Genomic DNA, 19,296 nt, shown 5'->3' on the forward strand with positions numbered 1-19,296 from the left:
CGGAATACGCCCCCCTCCGTCGGAAGGGCCTAAGGGCGGTGAGGTCCCCCAGCCTCATCGCCCGCTTTTTTCACTTGATCGCGAGCATCCGCGGCCGCCTTGCATGTGCAGGGCGGCCGCGCCATGGTGAGAGAAAGCCATTCCCGTGACCGCAACTGCCCCGCAAATGCGCCTGTTGATCATCGAAGACGACCGCGAGTCCGCCGACTATCTGGTCAAGGCGTTCCGTGAAGTCGGCCACGTTGCCGATCTCGCCAGCGATGGCGAGGAAGGCCTGTCGATGGCCGAAGGCGGCGATTACGACGTGCTCGTGGTCGACCGCATGCTGCCCAAGCGCGACGGCCTCTCCGTGATCGGGAGCTTGCGCGAGAAGGGCAACCGCACGCCGGTGCTGATCCTCTCCGCGCTCGGCCAGGTCGACGACCGCATCAAGGGCCTGCGCGCCGGCGGCGACGACTATCTGCCAAAGCCCTATTCCTTCGCCGAATTGCAGGCACGCGTCGAAGTGCTGTCGCGCCGCAATGTCGGCCCGGCGGAAGAAACAACTTATCGCGTCGGCGATCTTGAGCTTGACCGTCTGTCGCATCGCGTTGCCCGCGGCAAGGATGAGTTGACGCTGCAGCCGCGCGAGTTTCGCCTGCTCGAGTATCTGATGAAGCATGCGGGCCAGGTAGTGACCCGCACCATGCTCTTGGAGAACGTCTGGGATTATCATTTCGATCCGCAGACCAACGTCATCGATGTGCATATTTCCAGGCTGCGCTCCAAGATCGACAAGGGTTTCGATCGGCCCTTGCTGCACACGATCCGCGGCGCCGGATACATGATCCGTGACGGCCTTCGGTAAGCTGATCCGCACCACGGCGTTCCGGCTGACGCTGGTCTATCTGTTTTTGTTTGCGCTGTTTGCAGCGTCGCTGCTCGGCTATTTCGCCTGGAACACGCGGCGGCTGATCAACGAGCAGATCACCGCCACGGTGAACGTCGAAACCGCCGAGATCACCGACATCTATACGCGCCGCGGCCTGCGCGGCCTCGTCTGGACGCTCGAAAACCGGGCGCTGCGGCCGGGCGCCAATCTCTATCTTGTCACCACGCCTGAAGGGAAAGCGATCGGCGGCAATGTCGGATCGCTGTCGCCGGGTGTGATGGCCTCGACCGGCTGGTCCGAGACCGCCTATCGCCGGCTCGACGAGCAGGACACCGCGGATCATCGCGCGCTGGTGCGCGTCACCGAACTCACCAACGGTTTTCGTCTCCTGGTCGGCCGCGACCTGGACGAGCGGCGGCGTCTGTTCGGCATCGTTGCCAACGCCGCGCAATGGTCGCTGCTGGTCGTCATCGTGCTCGGCATCGGCGGCGGCATTTTCGTGGCGCGGCGGGTGCTGCAGCGGATCGACGCCATGACCGGCACTACAAGGCGCATCATGGCCGGCGACCTTTCTGGGCGTCTGCCGGTCGGACGCAGCGGCGACGAGCTCGATCGCCTCGCGGAAAACCTCAACGCCATGCTGGAGCGCATCGAAGCACTGATGATGGGCCTGAAGGAAGTCTCCGATAACATCGCCCATGACTTGAAGACACCGCTGACGCGCATGCGCAACCGCGCCGAGGAGGCGCTGGCGAGTTCCGGCAGCGAAGCTGAATATCGCGCGGCGCTGGAACGCACCATCGAGGAATCCGACGGGTTGATCCGCACCTTCAACGCGCTCTTGATGATCGCGCGCGCCGAGTCCGGGCAGGCGCGCGGCAACATGGATGATTTCGACGCGGCCGACGTCGCCAAGGGCATTCACGAATTGTATGAGCCGCTGGCCGAGGACGACGGCATGATCCTGCGCGTCAAGACCGCGAGCGCGCCGCTGCACGGCAATCGCGAGCTGATCGGGCAGGCACTCGCCAATCTGGTCGAGAACGCGATCAAATACGGCAAGCCATCGCCGGTGGTGCAGCCGATGGACCCCGTCATTGCGGCGCGCACGCGAGAAATTCTGATCGAGGCGCGGCGCGAGGCCAATCATGTGCTGCTCAGCGTCACCGACCATGGGCCCGGCATTCCCGAAGCCGATCGCAAGCACGCGGTGGAGCGGTTCGTGCGGCTCGAGGCGAGCCGGACGCTGCCGGGTTCCGGGCTTGGCTTGAGTTTGGCGTCCGCAGTGGCGACCCTGCACGGTGGCGAACTCAGGCTAGGGGATTCCCATCCGGGCCTGACCGCGACGCTGGTGATCCCGGCGCTATCTGCCGCGGGTGACAGGCTTGCAGCCCAAACGCCGGATGTGCCACAGAAGGTGGCATGAATTCTTCCGCCTTGGCCGCGCGGTTCGTGTGCGGGCCGCATATCCCGGCCACCAGCAACGCCGAACAACGCCTGGGAGACTGGCTCGCCGAACTGGAGCCGGAGCAATCGGCCGAGATCGGCGCGTGGCTGCATCGCCCATTCGCCAGAGCCATCCTGCTCGGCATTGTCGAGTTCTCACCCTATCTGTTCGACCTGGTCCGCACGGATGCCGCGCGGCTGATCCGGCTCCTGTCCTGCGATCCGGAACAGCACCTCGCCTCGCTGATCGAGGGAACCTCGTGCGACGTGCTCGCCGCCGCTGATGAGGCTGATGTCATGCATCTGCTTCGCCGCATGAAGTCGGAGGCGGCGCTGATGATCGCGCTGTGCGACATCGGCGGGGTCTGGCCGGTGATGCGGGTAACGGCGGCGCTGACCGAGCTCGCAACCGTCTCCGTGCAGACGGCGCTGCGCTTCCTGCTGCGTCAGGAGATCGCGCGTGGCCGCATGACCGCCCTCAATCACGACAGGCCGGAGGAGGGCAGTGGGCTGATCGTGCTCGCGATGGGCAAGATGGGCGCGGGCGAGTTGAACTATTCCAGCGACATCGACCTGATCGTGTTCTTCGATCCGGCCGCAACCTCGCTGGCAGCAGACATCGAGCCGGCGCCGTTCTTCGTGCGCGTGACGCAGGCGCTCGCCCGCCTGCTGCAGCAACGCTCTGGCGAGGGCTACGTGTTCCGCGTCGACCTGCGCCTGCGGCCGGATCCCGCATCGACGCAGGTCGCGATTTCGACCGAGGCGGCGCTGCATTATTACGAGCGGGAGGGGCGGACCTGGGAACGCGCCGCAATGATCAAGGCGCGCGTTTGCGCCGGCGACGCCGGGGCCGGCGAGGCGCTGATCGCGGAGCTCTCGCCGTTCGTCTGGCGCAAGCATCTGGATTTTGCCGCGCTCGCCGATGTCCACGACATGAAGCGGCAGATGCAGACCTATCGCGGCCAGAGCGAGATCTCCGTCGAGGGCCACAACGTCAAGGTCGGCCGCGGCGGCATCCGCGAGATCGAGTTTTTCGCGCAGACGCAACAGCTCATAGCCGGCGGCCGCCATCCGGAATTGCGGGTGCGTCCCACGCTGCATGCGCTGCAGGTGCTGGCGACCAGCAACTGGATCACCTTTCAGGCCTGCGACGAATTGACGGCGGCTTACGAATTCCTGCGCTGCGTTGAGCACCGGCTGCAGATGATCGCGGACGAGCAGACGCATGCGCTGCCCGAAGATGCCGAAGCGATCGAGCGTTTCGCGCACTTCTTCGGCTATCAGAGCCGCGCCGCCTTTGCCAAGGATCTGCTCGGCCACCTCAACATCGTGCAGGGGCATTACGGCAAGCTGTTCGAGGGCGATCCGACCGGCACGGTGAAGCTGCCGCAGCTCAATTACGCCGCCGGGCCAGAGGATGCGCGCCTGCTCGATCATCTGACGACGCTCGGCTTCAAGAAGCCGGTCGCGGTGGCTGGCACCCTGCAGCTCTGGATGGAAGGCAATTACCGCGCGCTCCGTAATGAGGCGACCAAGGCCGCCTTCATCGAGTTCGTGCCCGGCCTGATCGACGGCCTCGCCCATGCAGAAGATCCCGACGATGCCGTGACCGCGTTCGACCGTTTTCTCGGCGCGTTGCAGCGCGGCGGTCGACTGATTTCCTTGCTGAGCCAGAACCGCGATCTGGTCGCGCTGGTGGCGCTGATCCTCGGCGCGGCGCCGCGGCTCGGCGACATGCTGGCGCGCCAGCCGCAGATCATGGACGGGTTGATCGACCCGCGCTTCTTCGGGGCAATGCCGGACCAGAAAGAGTTGTCGGCGCGGCTGGCAACGACGCTGAAGGACGCAGATTCCTACGAAGACTTTCTCGACCGTCTGCGGCTGTTCGGGCAGGAAAGCCTGTTTTTGATCGGCACGCGCATTCTCTCAGGCACGGTGTCGGCGCAACAGGCCAGCGTCGCCTTTGCCGATGTCGCCGAGGGCATCGTGCATACGGTTCACGGCCTCGTCACCGACCAGTTCGCCAGCCAGTACGGCCGCATCAAAGGGCAGGAAACCGCGATTGTTGCGATGGGTCGACTCGGCAGCCGCGAGATGACGGCATCCTCCGATCTCGACCTGATCCTGCTGTACGATTTCGACGCTGATAACCCGGATTCCGACGGCGAACGGTCGCTGCACGGCGCGCAATATTTCGCGCGGCTGACCCAGCGGCTGATCTCGGCGTTCACGACGCGGACCAATTACGGCGTGCTCTATGAAGTCGACATGCGGCTGCGCCCGTCGGGCCGCGCCGGGCCGGTGGCGTCGCGGATCGAGTCATTCGCCGACTACCAGGAACGCGAGGCCTGGACCTGGGAGCACATGGCGCTGACGCGGGCGCGGGTGATTTCGGCTACGCCGGCGTTTCGCGACAAGATCGAAGGCGTCATCCGCAGCGTGCTGACGCGGCCGCGCGACGCAGCCTCTACCGCCGGCGACGTGGCCGACATGCGCCGGGCGATCGCGGCGGAAAAGGGCGAGGGCGACATCTGGGATCTCAAGCTCGCCGCCGGCGGCCTCGTCGACATCGATTTCATCGCGCAGTATCTGCAGCTCGTTCACGCCGCGGGAAAACCCGAAATCCTCAGCGTTTCCGCGCTGCAGGTGCTCGACAATGCCGCGCGTCTCGGGGTCCTGGCCCACTCCGACGCCGAGACGCTGCGCTCGGCCGCGCGGCTCTATCACGACCTGACGCAGATCCTCCGGCTTTGCGTTGTCGGCAAGTTCAATCCGGAAACCTCGGGCGAGAATTTGTTGCGGGTGATGGCAAGGGCGGGCGACACGCCCGACTTCTCGACGCTGGAGGCGCGGGTGCGCGAGACGCAGGGCGAGGTGAGGCGGGTGTTCCAGTCGCTGGTGGGCGGAGGGTAATGCCCGGTTTCTTACGGAGGAACTCATACGGCCGCTCGGAATTGTTGCGGATCAGGAGGCTGGGAATGCATACCGAGATCAATATCTTCGAAAAACCCATCGAGCGCATCAGGAAGACCTGCGAATTGATGGGCCTGGGCGCGGATTTCGACCGCAAGCTGCCGGAACTTGAAACCCATCTGGAAGGGCTGGTGGCCGAAGGGGAGACCAGCGAAGAGCGGCTGACCGTGAGCGGCCTGACCTTCGTCAAGCAGGGGCGTTAGGCCTCAGTCGAGGCCGCTCCCACCCATCCTATGCGGGCTACGATGGCGCAGCGCCGGCAAAAACAGCGTCAGGAAATTTCGTCCGGAAGCTTCCAGGCGGGATCCGGCGCGCAGCCTTGCTCCCTGGTTTCCTTGACGCGATAGCCCGTCGGCAAAACCTGTCCGCCGGCTTCGTCGGAAACGGGAATATCGGAAATCAGGCCAGCCTGAAGCGCTTGCTTCCAGGCCTCCACCTCGGTCGGAAGGCCGGGGCCGATCTGCCTGTCGCCATCGAAAAGCGCGTAAGGCATGAACCCCTCCAAACAAAACCCCGCCAGCTATCTAAAATAACTGACGGGGCTTTGAGCTGATATTTCTGGTTGGATTTCTCCTTCCTGATCTACCTGCTCACACCTGTAACGCCGGACGATGGATGTCGTTCCCGATTTTTTTTGTTCGGCACGAAGAAATGGCGTCACTGCGATTGATGGGAACGGTGCGCAAATGGCGCTTGTCGGCGGTCCGCCCCAATCGCGTGGAACTATTGCCGCTTTTTCCCGCTTGAAACCGGCACGTTCAACTCTGGAGCGGATGGCCCCATGCGCAAACTGCTATTTGGAATCGCACTTACCCTACCGATCGCCTTTGTGCCCCCGGCGACAGCAATGCCCGGAGGCTATCCGTTGGTCCAGGACTCGCTGGTGAAGGGCGATCTGATCGAAGTAAAGGGCGGCCGAGGTCATGGATGGGGTCGCGGGCACGGGTATCGTCCGTTTGGTTGGAGCCGCGGCCGTAAAGTCGGCTGGCGCGGCCGTGGATGCCCGCCCGGTCACTGGAAAAAGGGCTGGTGCTGAAACCGGACGGCCGGCACTTTCCCTCTGGGGCGATTACAAGGCCCGTGCCGCGTTGCCCTTGAACAGGATTGGGCCGGTCGGCCGTCCGATGGGTGAGCCGCCTTCAGGCTCCAGCGTGATCTCGAACAGTTGATCCTGCACGGTTTCCGGCAACGACTCCAAATTCAGCTGCAGCGTGCGCGACTGACCGGTGAGGCCGATCGATTTCGGGCCCACCGCGCGATCCCACAAGGTCCAAACCTGTAGCGTGCGGCCGGCGGGAACCTCGATCGGCCGTAACGGTATCAGCTCGACGCGGCCATTCGAAAATGCGTTGACGATGGCTCCGGCCTCTTTGGTCGCGTCGTTCACCAGCACGGCGACGTAGACGGGTTTACTCTGCGCCAGCGCAATCAGGTCGTTGCGAAGGTGACGCGACGTTGTCAATGCGCCGATCATGATCGTCGCAAAAAACAGCGCGGCGAAGGCGCTGCCGATACCGAGGCCGCGCCAGAACCGGATGTTGTCCCACAGTGTAGCGCCGCGCAGCGCGGCGCGTGCGGAGGGCAGGGCGTCGATCGGCGCGATTTTGGTTGCATCCGCGATGCGCTGCCAAAGTGCCGGGCTCGGCGGGGTTTCCTCGGCCGTGAGATCGAGGTCCGCAAGCCGTTCCCGCCACGCGCTGACGGCCTGAGCAAACGATTGGTCGGTTGCGATGCGCTGTTCGGCGGCGGCTTGCTCGGCACCGTCCAGCAGGCCCATCACGTAATCGGCCGCCATGGCGTTATCGGCGTCGTGCGGGTTCATCCCATGCACTCCTGCAACGCAAAGAGGCTGCGCCGTACCCAGCTTTTGACCGTACCGAGCGGAACCTTGAGCCTTCCCGCCAATTCGCCGTGGCTCATGCCGTGGACATAGGCCAGCACCACCACGTCTCGGCGGGGGCGGTCGATCTGCTCGAGACACCGGCGCAGCGCGCTGGTCTCCGGCAGCCGCGACAGGGTGGCCTCGCAGTCGACATCCCCGGCGCTTTCATCCGATGCTTCATAGCGGTGCTCGTCGCGATGAATGCTCAGCGCCCGGTTGCGCACCACCGCATAGAGCCAGCCGCGCGCGCTGCCGCGGCGTGGATCGAACCCTGCCGCGCCGCGCCAGATCCGGATAAAGGCGTCGTGTACGGCCTCTTCCGCAAGGTCCTGCCGAAACAGGATGCGGCGCGCGATGCCGACCATGCGCGGCGCCTCGCTGTCGTAGATCACGCGCAATGCGGTGCGGTCGCCGGCCGCACAACGCGCCAGGGCTGCAGCAAGCTGCGCCTCGCGCTCCCGATCGAGCACGGCGGGAGCATGCGGGCTTGCGGTGATGGTGCCATTTCCGGTCATGTCTATGCCTTTGCATAGCTGTCTACCTTGAGATGCGGCATTTGGATGCATGTGCCGAAAATTATTTTCGGTGTGCTGCATCCGTTTCGCCGCGCCCGCCGGTACCCGCTGTGTTGGTCCCGAGAGGATCATAGCAACACAGGGAGTTCACCGATGAACTATCGTTCGATTTTCGCCGCCTCGGCCGCATTATTGCTGTCATCCGCAGCCGCCAACGCCGCGCAGGTCGCAGCCCTGATCGGCGGCGATACCATTGCGATGGTCGATACCGCGCAGAAGAAGGCGACCGGGTCCGTCAAGGTAACCGGCATTTCCGGTGCATTGGTCGGCATCGACGTGCGTCCGGCCGACGGCTTGCTCTATGGATTGGTCGACGATGGCACCATTGTGACCATCGCAATGGACGGCAAGGCCACGATGAAATCGAAGCTCGACACCATGCTTGCCAAGGGCGTGGCCGCGACGGTCGATTTCAATCCGGTGGCGGATCGCCTGCGCGTGATGGGTGCGGACGGGATGAATCTGCGGGCCAATGTCGATGACGGCAAGGTGACCAAGGACGGCGACCACAAGTTTGCCGACAGCGACATGCACAAGGGCGAGAAGCCGAACATCGTCGCCGGCGCCTATACCAATTCGGTGAAGGGCGCAAAGGAGACCGCGCTGTTCGATATCGACGGCACCATCGGCGGCTTGATCAAGCAGGCGCCGCCGAATGACGGCGTGCTCGGTGCGATCGGCAAGCTCGGGGTCAAGGCGGATGCCGTCGCGTTTGATATCTGGTCCGATGGCGCCGGCAAGAACGAGGCCTGGCTGATGGCGGGCGGCACGCTCTACAGCGTAGACCTCGCTACCGGAAAGGCGACCGAGGCCGCCAAGATCGCCGGCGTCAACGGCACGGTGAAGGACATTGCCATCATGGGAATGTAGCCGACCGCTGCGATCTCCGGACGCCTGGGTTCTGCCGGTTGCTTGCGCGACCGGCGGAATCTTGCGGCCAGTTCGCGTTCTCATCAGAGGTTGTGCGCTCCGATGAGTAGGGGAATCGCGCGGGATATCAATAAAGCTGTCTCATGAAAGCTGTCTCATGTTGCGATTTCAAAACGCAATCAAGACAAGGGCATAGGCAATGCCTATGGGCTGATGGCGGGCGAATTGGAGTTAACGCCCGATATCGTCACATTTGCGCAATGGAACGCGCCCGTCAGGCATGCCGTGACGGGCGCGTCTTGCACGCTTAACCGTTGGTCAGAAAACGCCCGGCACCAGCATCGCCACCTTTTCGCGATAGCGCCGATACTGATCGCCAAACATCGCCACCAGATCGCGCTCTTCGAGATAGATGCCGACGAAAATGTAGGCCGTCGTCACTGCAGCGAACAGCAGATGGCCCAGCGTCATGGTCGGCGTGCACCAGAAGGCGATGATGAAGCCGAGATAGATCGGATGCCGGATCAGGCGATACAGCCCCGGCGTCTTGAACTTCATGGGCTCAACTACGCGTCCGGCAAAATGCGAGACCACTTGCGTCAATCCGAACAGCTCGAAATGGCTGATCAGGAAGGTGCTGTAGAGCACGATGAGCCAGCCTACAAAACCGCCTGAGGTCACGACGCCGGCGAGAGTTGGATTCTCGATACTCCAGACCACCGCGGGCATCGGCTGCCATTGCCAGAACAGCAGGATCAGCGAAAGGCTCGCCAGCAGCACATAGGTCGAGCGTTCGATCGCAGGCGACGCGAAGCGCGCGAACAGCTTCTTGAAGCCCTGCCGCGCCATGCCGCTGTGCTGCACGGCGAAGATCGACATCAGCACCAAATTGACCAGCAGGGCCGTCGTCAGCGAGGACGTCGAACCAGTATCGACGGTCTTGGGTACGACAAACCCCGAGACGAAGCCGACCGCGTAGAGAAACGTGCCGAAGAAGATCAGGTAGACGATGCCGCCGTAGCAAAGGGTGAGCAGCCTCGTTGCAAGAGAGGCGACGGCGGGAGACGCCGCATTCGGTCCATTTTGCATCGTAATCGACATTTGAAATCTCCTCGATTTGGAATGGTGACGTCGGGCAATGGCTTTGGTCAGGACTGCTCGATGCGTCTGTGCTTGCGACGCCGCGCGGCTCTCTCGAGGGCGGGGTCGATCGGGCTGCGGTAGATGCGCTTGTTCTTCAAGTCACGATCTCCAGCCTGGTGCGCTGCGAGCCAGGCGGCTTGCCGATCGCGGTAGGCGATGGCGGCGGCCATCCAGCCGTCGAGAAGGCCCCGCAGCCGCGTGGGCAGGACGACAGGCCTAGCGACAGGGCTTGCCTGGATCGGTGCGTGGGTCCGTATGGCGCCGTCGTGCGGCAACAGGCCTTCTGGCGAAACATCCCCCTTGGTGGGATTGAGCAACAGGCCAATCATGGTCATCTCCGATTGAACGAGGATTGACCCGTCTGTAGATTGGGATTCCTGTTCTCGCTTGACGGAGTCCTTGAGAAGACCTTTGTTTTTCCTCCGGAAGTGACTGTTTTTACTTAGTTTGTATCGTGAACCGCCGGACAGTGGCGGATCTGCCTCGCGTCGTAATAACAGAGGTGGTATTGCAATACCGATTTGCCGAGTATGAAATCGACCTCAGCCAGCATGAGCTGCGCCGGCGAGGCGAAGCCGTGCATATCGAACCCCAGGTATTCGATCTCATCGTTCACCTCGTGCGCAACCATGACCGGATCGTCAGCAAGGACGAGCTGATCGAGACGGTCTGGAATGGTCGGATCGTTTCCGAAGCCGCGCTCTCCAGTCGCATCAACGGCGCCCGGCGCGCGCTTGGCGACAACGGAAACGACCAGCTCTTTATTCGGACATTGCATAAGCGGGGATTCCGGTTTGTCGGCGATGTTCAGGCGATCGATGCGCCGAAAGCCGATGCGGAGGCGGCTCGGCTTGTTCCAGACGTGCCGGGCAACGTTCCAGGCCGCGTCTCGGTTTCCGCCGAAGTGTCCCGCCTCGATGATATCGTCTCGGAATCCGTAAAGGCCGAGGCCGTCACGCGATCGTCGATCGCCGTGATGCCGTTTGGTAACATGTCTGATGACCCCGAGAACGACTACTTCAGCTATGGGTTGACGGAGGACATCATTCGCCTTCTCGCCCGTAACCGGTGGCTTTCGGTCATCTCGCGACACTCGACCATTGCGTTCAAGGGACGTGTGGTTGATGCACGCGAAATCGGTGAGTCGCTGGGCGTCCGGTATGTGTTGGTCGGCAGCGTTCGGAAGAACCGCGATACTGTGCGGATAACGGCGGAACTCGTCCGCGCTGCGGATGGAAAGCAATTGTGGGCCGATAAATACGACCTGCAGCTGGAGTATATTTTCGATATCCAGGAGGAGATGGCAAGGCAGATCGCTGCAACGATCGAGCCCGAACTGTCGAAGGTCGAGCAGCAGCTCGCTGCCCGCAAGGCGCCGGAAAGCCTGGACGCCTGGGATTGCTACCAGCGCGGTTTATGGAATCTGTGGCGCTTCACCACGCCGGGATTCGACTCGGCCGAAACCTATTTTCAGCGGGCGATTGCCGCCGATCCGAATTTTGCGCGCGGCCATGGCGCTCTCAGCTACGTCAATATTCAACGCGCGTTCATTGACGAACCGAAAGATCGCGCGGTGCGGCTGGTAACGGCGTTGCGCCAGGGGCGCCATGCGGTGGCGCTCGACGAGCTCGATTGCTTCTGCCACTGCGCGCTCGGACGCGCTTTGTGCCTGACCCATCAGAACGACGAGGCGCTGGCAGCGCTCGACGTATCGCTGGAGCTCAATCCGAGCTTTGCGCAGGCCTATTTCGCTCAAGGGTTCAACATGCTGTGGTACGGACGGGAGATCGAGGCGGAGACGCTGCTCGATCGGGCAATCATGCTTAGTCCGCGCGACAGCCATATTTCTGCTTTCCACCATGTCCGCTCGTGGGCGCACTTCTCCCTGGGCGAGTATGACATAGCGGTCGAATTCGCGAGGCGGGCGACACGGCAGCCCAATGCTACCTATCAGGCGTTTGCGACACTTGCAGCGTCGCTCGGACTTCTCGGGGATCGGGCGCAGGCGGAATCGGTGGCCACGGAACTGCTGCAACGCAAGCCAAACTACAACACTGAAACGGCGCGACAGGAGTTCTTCTTCTGCAATGATGTGGGCTTCATCAATCGGTTCGTCGAAGGATTGCGTGTAGCCGGTGTTGCAAAGGCCTAGAGCCCCTTCCGTTCCGATGACTCTAGACTTTGATCACGGCTGCGGGCCGGACAAGTTCATTTCACGCTCGGCCCGGAAAACATTGCTGTGCAGGTTTGCGATCCATTGACGTCCACTTGAGGTGACATTGAGATAGCGTATTGCCGTCTGGATCTGCGGAGCGACGTTGTTCCAGTAGAATTGCGGATATTTGTAAACGACGTCTGCCGGCGTCTCGTAGCCGAGCGTTTTGTTCATGCCGACTTCTTCAAATTCGTAGAACAGGGCATTCGCTTTCTTCAGGTAGTTGGGGTCGCCGAGCTGCCCGATGAGGTCGGCCGCGCGCAGCAACAGGCCCTCTTCTTCGTTCAGTTCGTCGTTTGACGATGAGGCAACATAGGGGAATCGCGTGTACTCGATTGCCTTGGCGATCCGGCTCGCATCAACTTCGTCGGTACCGTCGAGCCGCTCGAAGACGAACAGCTTCGAGCGGTCCACATGGTACGGCCCCAGCGCGGCATCGGATGAACCGCGTGGCAGGCGAATGGTACGGCCGCCGAGATCTGCGACATAGGAGTCCCCGTCATCTCCCTGGACAATTCCGCGAACATATCCGATGTCGTGGGTGAGGCACGCCAGGATGAAATTGGTGTAATCGTCCGGTGTCGTTGTCCGCAGCATCGTCCGGCCCATGAGGATGTCGTGGCCCGCAAGGGTCACGAGCATGGTGTGTTCGATGTTGTGATACAGGGCGTCGCTGTTGCCGATGCATTCCAATGTGAGCCTGGCTGCATAGGGGAGATATTCAGCCAGCCGGGCTTGGGAGGAGCCGAATCTGCTTCTGGTATCCGAGGCCAGGAACGATCCCAGGGCCTGCGCAACCAGTTCCGGGATTGTGATCATCTGAACACCCCATCTCGATTGTGTGGTGTCGGCGCAACATTCGCGTATCGGTGCAGCACAATAGCACGTTTGTTTGGATAGGCCGGATCGCCCCGTTCATGCCGCCCACAGGGAGTCTTGGGGTTTGATAACGGTGGGTCAGCTGCCGTGACGTATTTGGGCAGGAGTGCTGGCTGCGACCGGCGACCGCCTGCCAAGCCAAAATCAAGATTATCTTCAGATTATCTGCATACGGGCTCTAAGCGCGGCGCGCCGATGCAGGTCATATTCGTCGGCATGAAACGACGAGAATTCATGGCGCTTGCGGGTGCTGCGATGGCCTGGCCGGTCACCGCATTCGCTCAGGATTCGGCAAAAGTTTATCGTATTTTCTGGGTTTCCATCCAATCCCAGCCCGACCCGTTTCTGGATGGGTTCAGGGAGGGATTGCGGGCGCGCGGTTACATCGAGGGCAGGAACCTCACCCTCGAACTTCACTTCGGCAATCCCCAGGCGCTGCGCGAGGTGGTCGCCGAGCTGAGGCGCGGCAACATCGATCTTGCGGTATCTAGCGGTCCTGCGACGCGTGCGCTGACGGAGGTCAAGGACATTCCCGTCCTGTTTGCCCTCAGCGGTGATCCGGTGGCGTTGGGCCTCGTCAGCAGTCTTGGTCAGCCCGGCGGCAATTTCACCGGCTCGACGTTCCTGTCGCTTGAACTGGCGGGGAAGAGGGTTGAGCTGCTCAAGGAGGTCGTGCCGACCCTGCGCAGGCTTGCCGTGTTTTCGAACAGCAACCATCCGGGAGAGCAATCGGAGTGGCGTGCGACCAGGGAGGCCGCGACCAAGCTGGGCATTGAAACGGTTTATGTTCCCTTCGCCGGTCCGAACGAACTGGACAGCGGGCTTGCCGCGGCGGGTAAGGCGCGTGCGGACGCCTTGCTGGTGTTCCCGGATGTTCTCACGATGGTACATCGGAACAAGATTGCCCAATTCGCCATCGCGCATCGGCTGCCGTCGATGTTCGGCTGGAGCGAATATTGTGAGGCTGGCGGAATGCTGAGCTATGGGGCCAACCAGCGCGCGACCTATTTTGGGCTCGCGACCTACGCCGATCGGATCTTGCGCGGCGAGAAGCCGGCCAATCTTCCCGTCGTGCAACCCACGAAGTTCGAACTGGTCGTCAATCTCAGGACGGCCGAACAACTCGGCATTGACCTCGACAAATCGTCCGTCCTGTTTCGCGCCAACAGGGTGATCGAATGAATCGGGCATATCTCATATTGGTTTGAAACACTTTTGCTTGGATGTTCTTTCGGTGATCCGTCCGCGCCGCTCCCTGTTCGCCAAGTATTTCACCACGCTGTTCGTCGCAGTGGTGGTGCCGCTGCTGCTCGGCTCGGCAACCGAAGCCTGGTTTGCCTTTCGTGACAATCGGTTCGATCTGGATGAGCTTCTCCGGGTCGAGGCCCGCTCGGCGGCCGATCGGATTCAGGCCTTCACCGATGGAATTCGCGATCAGCTCGGCTGGGTCGTGCAGTTTCCGTGGACGCAGGGCGAGGACGACCGGCGCCGGATCGACGGGCTGCGTCTGTTGCAGCAGGTGCCGGCGATCGTTTCGCTCTCGCTGATCGACCCGACCGGCACCGAACGCGTTTTCGTCTCCCGCGTCAGCATGAACCGAACCGGCCCTGGCGCTGATATGTCGGCCGATCCTGCCGTTGTCGGCGCACGCGCCAACGGGGTCTGGTACGGCCCGGTGCACTATCGGCGTGATTCCGAGCCTTACATGCGGATCGCCGTGGCGGGAAACCGTGCGGCCGCCGGGGTCGTCGTCGCCGACATCAACCTGAAACTGATCTGGGACATCATCGCGGCGATCAAGATCGGCGACACCGGCCACGCCCTTGTCGTCGACGATTCCGGACGGCTGATCGCCCACCCCGACATCAGCCTGGTGCTGCGCAGCGGTGCCGGGGCAGCCGATTTCAACCGGCTGGAGTCAGAAGTCAGCGCTGCGAACGGATCCGCGGTCACCACGACAGGCGAGGACGGTACGCCCGTCGTTGCACTCTCGGTGCGCGCCCCCAACGTGGGCTGGACGGTGATCGCCCAGCAGCCGGTCCTGGAGGCGTTCGAATCCATCCGCGCGGCGCTTTGGCGTTCCCTGATACTCATTGGCCTCGGAATCGTCTTCGCGCTTGTCCTAGCCTATTGGCGAGCGTGCCGCATGTGGGGACCGATCCGACAACTGGAGGCCGGCGTCGAACGGATCGGGATGGGGCAACTCGACCATCGCATCACGATCCAGAGCCGCGACGAACTGGAGCAGCTGGCGGTCCGGTTCAACCAGATGGCGGAGGAACTCGCGGTCTCGCAGCAGAAGTCCGAGCGTATCAATCGCCTGAAACAGTTCCTGGCGCCGCAGGTGGCTGAACTGGTTGAGCACTCCGATCAGGGGCTGTTGGATGCTCAGCGGCGGGAGGTGGTCGCGATTTTCGGCGATCTGCGTGGCTTCACCGCGTTTACCGCGCGTGCCGAGCCCGATGCAATTCTGGCCGTGCTGAGGCAGTACTATGAAGCCATCGGCACCGTCACGGCCCGCCATGAGGCGACCTTGATCCGCTTCGCCGGTGACGGCGTGATGGTCCTCGTCAATGCGCCCGTGGCTTGCCAGAACCCGGCGCAGCGCGGCGTTCGCCTTGCGATCGACATGCAAGCTGCCGTGCAGTCCCTGGCCGGGGCCTGGAACGCCGCTGGCTGCGCCATGGGATTCGGCGTGGGTATCGCGATGGGACCTGCAACCGTCGGAACGCTCGGCTGGCACGAACGCCTCGACTACACAGCCATCGGAAACGTGGTCAATCTTGCATCGCGGCTTTGCGATTTGGCTGATGACGCGCAGATACTGGTGGACCCGGTTGTCACCGAGCATGTCAGGGACAGTATCGCGCTTGCATCGATCGGAGAGCGGACCATCAAGGGCTACGATCATGCTCTCGAGGTTTTCGCCGTGGTCCGGACCGGAGTCCCGATGCGGCGTCACACATCGCCTGAGTTGGATCTCGTCAGCTAACGGCTTCAACGCCAGCCGGCATGGCGATGGGTATCGCTTTCGCTCCACCCATCCTCGTAGGCCGGCACGATAACGGCTGGAAATGGCTCAATTTGATAGCCCAATGATCCCGCAACATGCTCATCCGACGCCGCTTTTGAAGTATGGGCCCCCGCCCGCCCGTGCTATTTGTGGCAGCCGGGCGGGGGACCCTTGCCACCGGATCTTTAACTTCCTGGGAATGATGCCTTGATCGACAAGCTTGAACTTCTGCTCGCGCTCGCCAAGGAGCGGCATTTCGGACGGGCTGCGGAAGCTTGCGGCGTCACGCAGCCGACCATGTCGACCAGCCTGAAGCAGCTCGAGGAGATCCTGGGCGTCATGCTGGTGCAGCGCGGCTCGCGCTTCCAGGGCTTCACGCCGGAAGGCGAGCGCACGCTCGACTGGGCGCGGCGCATTGTCGGCGATGCCCGGGCGATGCGGCAGGAGATCAACAGCCTCAAGGACAAGCTCTCCGGCGAGATCCGGATCGCCGCGATCCCGACCGTGCTCGGCATGGTGGCGCAGCTTACGACACCGTACCGCGCGCGCTATCCCGACGTGCGCTTTCGGATCCAGTCCTGCACCTCGGCCGACGTGCTGGGCCTGTTGGAAAATCTCGAGGTCGATGCCGGGCTGACCTATATCGAGAACGAGCCGATCGGCAAGGTCCGCACCATTCCGCTCTACAACGAGAGCTATCGCCTGCTGACGGCGCCCGATGCCATGTTCGGCGATCGCGACCGGGTCACCTGGAAGGAGGTCGGGCAAGTGCCGCTGTGCCTGTTGACGCCGGACATGCAGAACCGCCGCATCATCGATCGCGCGCTGGCCTCCGTCGGCGCCGAGGCGACGCCGACGCTGACCTCGAACTCGCTGCTGGTGCTCTACACGCATGTGAAGACCGGGCGCTGGGCGAGCGTGATGCCCGCCAAGCTCGCGGAGACGCTGGGGCTGTCGGACTCCGTGCGCAGCATTCCGATCGTCGATCCCGTCGTCGACTACAGCATCGGCCTCGTGGTCCCGCAGCGCGACCCGATGACGCCGCTGATCGCGGCGCTGGTGCAGGTCGCCCGCGAGGTGGCGCCGACGCTGGAGTAGATCAGGCGGCGGCCCCGATCTTTGCCATTGCCTTCGGCTGCTCGGGTTCGCGTGGCAGCACGATGCGCACCACGGTGCCGGTGCCGAGCTTCGAGCGCAGCCGCATCGTTCCGCCATGCAGGCTGGTCAGCGAGCGGGCGATGGCAAGGCCAAGGCCCGAGCCCTGGTAGGTCTTGGTGAGCTGGCTCTCGACCTGCTCGAACGGCTTGCCCAGCCGCTGCAGCGAGGCCGTCGCGATGCCGATGCCGGTATCGGCGATCATCAGCACGATCGAATTGGGCAGTACGTGGCTGCGCACCGTGACCCTGCCGTCGTCGGGGGTGAACTTGACGGCATTGGAGAGCAGGTTGACGAAGATCTGCTTGACCGCACGGCGATCGGCCACGACGGAGATGGTGCGTTCGATATCGGCGTCCAGCGTCAGGTTCTTGTCCTCGGCGCGGCCCGAGACCACGCGCAGCGACTCCGCCAGGATCTTCGACAGGTCGAGCGGCTCCATGTCGAGCTTCATGCGGCCGGCCTCGATCTTCGACATGTCGAGGATGTCGTTGATGACTTCGAGCAGATATTTGCCTGATGTCAGGATGTCGTGGCAGTACTCCTGATACTTGTCCGAGCCGAGCACGCCGAACATGCCGCTGCCCATGATCTCGGAGAAGCCGATGATGGCGTTGAGCGGCGTGCGCAGCTCGTGGCTCATATTGGCGAGGAATTTCGACTTGGCCTGGTTGGCTTCCTCGGCGCGGTTCTTCTCCCGCGAATATTTTTCGGCGAGGTCAGCCAGCTCCGCCTGCGAGCGCTTCAGATCGATGACGTTGGCGCGCAGACGGGCGTCGTTCTCGATCAGCTTCTGCTCGTGCTCCTTGATGCGGGTGATATCGGTGCCGACCGAGACGTAGCCGCCGTCCTTGGTGCGGCGTTCGGAGATGTGCAGCCAGCTTCCGTCGTCGAGCTGCGCCTCGAACGTGCGCGCTCCCGGCGCTTGCGCGCCGGTCTCCTGCAGTCTGGTGCGCACTTCCGGCATGCTGCCGACCTCGATCACGGTCTCATACGACGTGCCGGGGGTCACCGCCGTATCGGGCAATTTGTGCAGGCGCTGGAAGTGCGAGTTGCAGAGCACAAGGCGGTCTTCTGCGTCCCACAGCACGAAGGCTTCCGGGATGGTCTCGATCGCGTCGCGCAGCCGCAGATCGGCTTCCACGGTCTTTTCGGCGAGGCTCTTCTGCTCGGTGATGTCGACCGCGATGCCGATCAAATGCAGCCCGCCGTCGGCCAGGGTCTGGCTGAGCTCGCAGCGCACCCGCAGCCAGATCCAGTGGCCGCCGGTATGCTGCATGCGGAACGACTGGTCGATGTGGTCGAGCTTGCCGGCGATCATCTGGTCGGCAATCTCGAACAGGTCGATGTCGTCGGACTTCACCAGCGCGTTGACTTCGCCGAAGGTGAGAAGATCATTGCGGGAATCGAGGCCGAGCATCGTGAACATCGATGCCGACCAGAAGATCCGGCCGCGCGACAGATCCCAGTCCCACAGGCCGCAGCGGCCGCGATTGAGCGCGGTGTCGATCCGGCCGCGCACTGCATCGTTGATGAGATCGCCCTCGCGGGCGCGGGTCGACTGCCAGTGGAAGGCGAAGCCGAGGATCAGCACGACGAAGCCGGTAGTGGCCGACAGCGTCACCGACAGCGCGGCATCCGAACCCCACAGCGGCTCGTTCTTTTCCTGGATGACGATGACCTGGCCCGGCAGCGATTTGATCAGCTTCGAAATCGCCATGGCGCCATTGCCGTTCGGCAGCGTCATGTCGTTGATGACGCCCTGCTGGCCGGGCGTGGCGAGCAGTTGCGCCGTGCTGATGACGTCGAGGACGCGGTCGCTGCCGCCGAGGGCGCCCTCGACCGGGACGCGGGCCAGAATCCGGTGATCGGCGCCGGTGATGATGACATGGCGGCCAGAGGCAACGCCCCAGGCCGGGATCAGGTCGGGCAGCAGGCTCTGCAGCCGCTCGATATTGAGGGCGCGGTCCTGCCGAACCGCGGCAACACGGTCGAGGCGCTCGGCGAGCAGATCGGTGAGCGCAGAGAGGTCGCGCTTCATCGCAGCGCGCTTCTGCCGGCTCTGGTCGATCACCTGAACGAAGGCGCCGAGGCAGATTGTGATGAGGAAGGCGATGATGAGCGTCGGCACGGCGCGACGAAGCGCCGGCTCGGCGGTGAGCAGCCGGTGATAGGCAGGTTTCGCGATCGATTGCGCCAATCCTTTGATCGAATCGGATTGAACGTACGCGTTCGCCGCGTGCGCTCGCGCCATGCCGTAGACCCCCGCCGAAA

Annotated in this window: 16 protein-coding genes; 9 read left to right on the forward strand and 7 right to left on the reverse strand. The window is 63.0% G+C overall.

The features are described from left to right. The first annotated feature begins 166 nt into the window (after positions 1-166). The 4 genes from ACH79_RS23275 (at position 167) to ACH79_RS23290 (ending at position 5,493) form a co-directional block, all read left to right on the forward strand. Complete coding sequence (locus ACH79_RS23275; protein WP_161856509.1) at positions 167-847, forward strand: response regulator transcription factor; 681 nt, start codon at positions 167-169, stop codon at positions 845-847. Further along, positions 831-2,297 carry a HAMP domain-containing sensor histidine kinase gene (locus ACH79_RS23280; RefSeq protein ID WP_161853093.1) on the forward strand — a complete coding sequence of 489 codons (1,467 nt, stop codon included), beginning with the start codon at positions 831-833 and terminating at the stop codon, positions 2,295-2,297. Before ACH79_RS23275 ends, ACH79_RS23280 begins: the two co-directional genes overlap by 17 nt. Continuing rightward, a complete protein-coding gene (locus ACH79_RS23285; RefSeq protein ID WP_161853094.1) occupies positions 2,294-5,230 on the forward strand; it encodes a bifunctional [glutamine synthetase] adenylyltransferase/[glutamine synthetase]-adenylyl-L-tyrosine phosphorylase in 2,937 nt (978 codons plus the stop codon). The genes ACH79_RS23280 and ACH79_RS23285 overlap by 4 nt, the downstream gene beginning before the upstream one ends. Before the next feature lie 65 nt (positions 5,231-5,295). Next, the gene (locus tag ACH79_RS23290) at positions 5,296-5,493 is read left to right on the forward strand and encodes a hypothetical protein (RefSeq protein WP_161853095.1); all 198 of its coding nucleotides are present in this window, start codon (positions 5,296-5,298) and stop codon (positions 5,491-5,493) included. Between the two features lie 68 nt (positions 5,494-5,561). On the opposite strand, the gene ACH79_RS23295 is transcribed toward ACH79_RS23290, so the two are convergent. The 3 genes from ACH79_RS23295 to ACH79_RS23305 form a co-directional block, all read right to left on the reverse strand. Next, complete coding sequence (locus ACH79_RS23295) at positions 5,562-5,783, reverse strand: hypothetical protein (RefSeq protein ID WP_161853096.1); 222 nt, start codon at positions 5,781-5,783, stop codon at positions 5,562-5,564. Positions 5,784-6,359: 576 nt separating this feature from the next. Continuing rightward, positions 6,360-7,112 (reverse strand): anti-sigma factor domain-containing protein, encoded by a 753-nt coding sequence (locus tag ACH79_RS23300; protein ID WP_161853097.1) that lies wholly within the window; start codon positions 7,110-7,112, stop codon positions 6,360-6,362. After that, positions 7,109-7,687, reverse strand: a complete 579-nt coding sequence (locus ACH79_RS23305; protein ID WP_161853098.1) for a sigma-70 family RNA polymerase sigma factor — start codon at positions 7,685-7,687, stop codon at positions 7,109-7,111. Before ACH79_RS23305 ends, ACH79_RS23300 begins: the two co-directional genes overlap by 4 nt. Before the next feature lie 153 nt (positions 7,688-7,840). Here ACH79_RS23305 and ACH79_RS23310 point away from each other — a divergent pair, with 153 nt between their 5' ends. Continuing rightward, positions 7,841-8,617 (forward strand): DUF4394 domain-containing protein, encoded by a 777-nt coding sequence (locus tag ACH79_RS23310; RefSeq protein ID WP_161853099.1) that lies wholly within the window; start codon positions 7,841-7,843, stop codon positions 8,615-8,617. A 318-nt stretch (positions 8,618-8,935) separates the two neighbouring features. Here ACH79_RS23310 and mddA read toward each other — a convergent pair whose 3' ends face one another. After that, complete coding sequence (gene mddA / locus ACH79_RS23315) at positions 8,936-9,718, reverse strand: methanethiol S-methyltransferase (protein ID WP_246738075.1); 783 nt, start codon at positions 9,716-9,718, stop codon at positions 8,936-8,938. Between the two features lie 47 nt (positions 9,719-9,765). Continuing rightward, the gene (locus tag ACH79_RS23320) at positions 9,766-10,089 is read right to left on the reverse strand and encodes a hypothetical protein (protein WP_161853100.1); all 324 of its coding nucleotides are present in this window, start codon (positions 10,087-10,089) and stop codon (positions 9,766-9,768) included. A 179-nt stretch (positions 10,090-10,268) separates the two neighbouring features. Here ACH79_RS23320 and ACH79_RS23325 point away from each other — a divergent pair, with 179 nt between their 5' ends. Next, the gene (locus ACH79_RS23325) at positions 10,269-11,912 is read left to right on the forward strand and encodes a winged helix-turn-helix domain-containing tetratricopeptide repeat protein (protein ID WP_161853101.1); all 1,644 of its coding nucleotides are present in this window, start codon (positions 10,269-10,271) and stop codon (positions 11,910-11,912) included. Positions 11,913-11,945: 33 nt separating this feature from the next. Here the strand turns inward: ACH79_RS23325 and ACH79_RS23330 are convergent, their stop codons facing one another. Further along, positions 11,946-12,794 (reverse strand): metal-dependent phosphohydrolase, encoded by an 849-nt coding sequence (locus ACH79_RS23330; RefSeq protein WP_161853102.1) that lies wholly within the window; start codon positions 12,792-12,794, stop codon positions 11,946-11,948. A gap of 255 nt (positions 12,795-13,049) precedes the next feature. On the opposite strand from ACH79_RS23330, the gene ACH79_RS23335 reads away from it, so the two are divergent. From ACH79_RS23335 to ACH79_RS23345, 3 genes are all read left to right on the forward strand, one after another. Continuing rightward, positions 13,050-14,036, forward strand: coding sequence for an ABC transporter substrate-binding protein (locus tag ACH79_RS23335; protein ID WP_246738076.1), 987 nt, complete (start codon positions 13,050-13,052; stop codon positions 14,034-14,036). Between the two features lie 112 nt (positions 14,037-14,148). Further along, on the forward strand, positions 14,149-15,846 hold the full coding sequence (locus ACH79_RS23340; RefSeq protein ID WP_371419467.1) for an adenylate/guanylate cyclase domain-containing protein: 1,698 nt from the start codon (positions 14,149-14,151) through the stop codon (positions 15,844-15,846). Between the two features lie 228 nt (positions 15,847-16,074). Further along, positions 16,075-16,965, forward strand: coding sequence for a LysR family transcriptional regulator (locus ACH79_RS23345; RefSeq protein ID WP_161853104.1), 891 nt, complete (start codon positions 16,075-16,077; stop codon positions 16,963-16,965). Position 16,966: 1 nt separating this feature from the next. On the opposite strand, the gene ACH79_RS23350 is transcribed toward ACH79_RS23345, so the two are convergent. Next, positions 16,967-19,276: a PAS domain-containing sensor histidine kinase gene (locus tag ACH79_RS23350; protein WP_161853105.1), complete on the reverse strand. Its 2,310-nt coding sequence runs from the start codon at positions 19,274-19,276 to the stop codon at positions 16,967-16,969. Between the last annotated feature and the right edge of the window lie 20 nt (positions 19,277-19,296).

The organism is Bradyrhizobium sp. CCBAU 051011 (genome assembly GCF_009930815.1).
GTDB lineage: Bacteria > Pseudomonadota > Alphaproteobacteria > Rhizobiales > Xanthobacteraceae > Bradyrhizobium.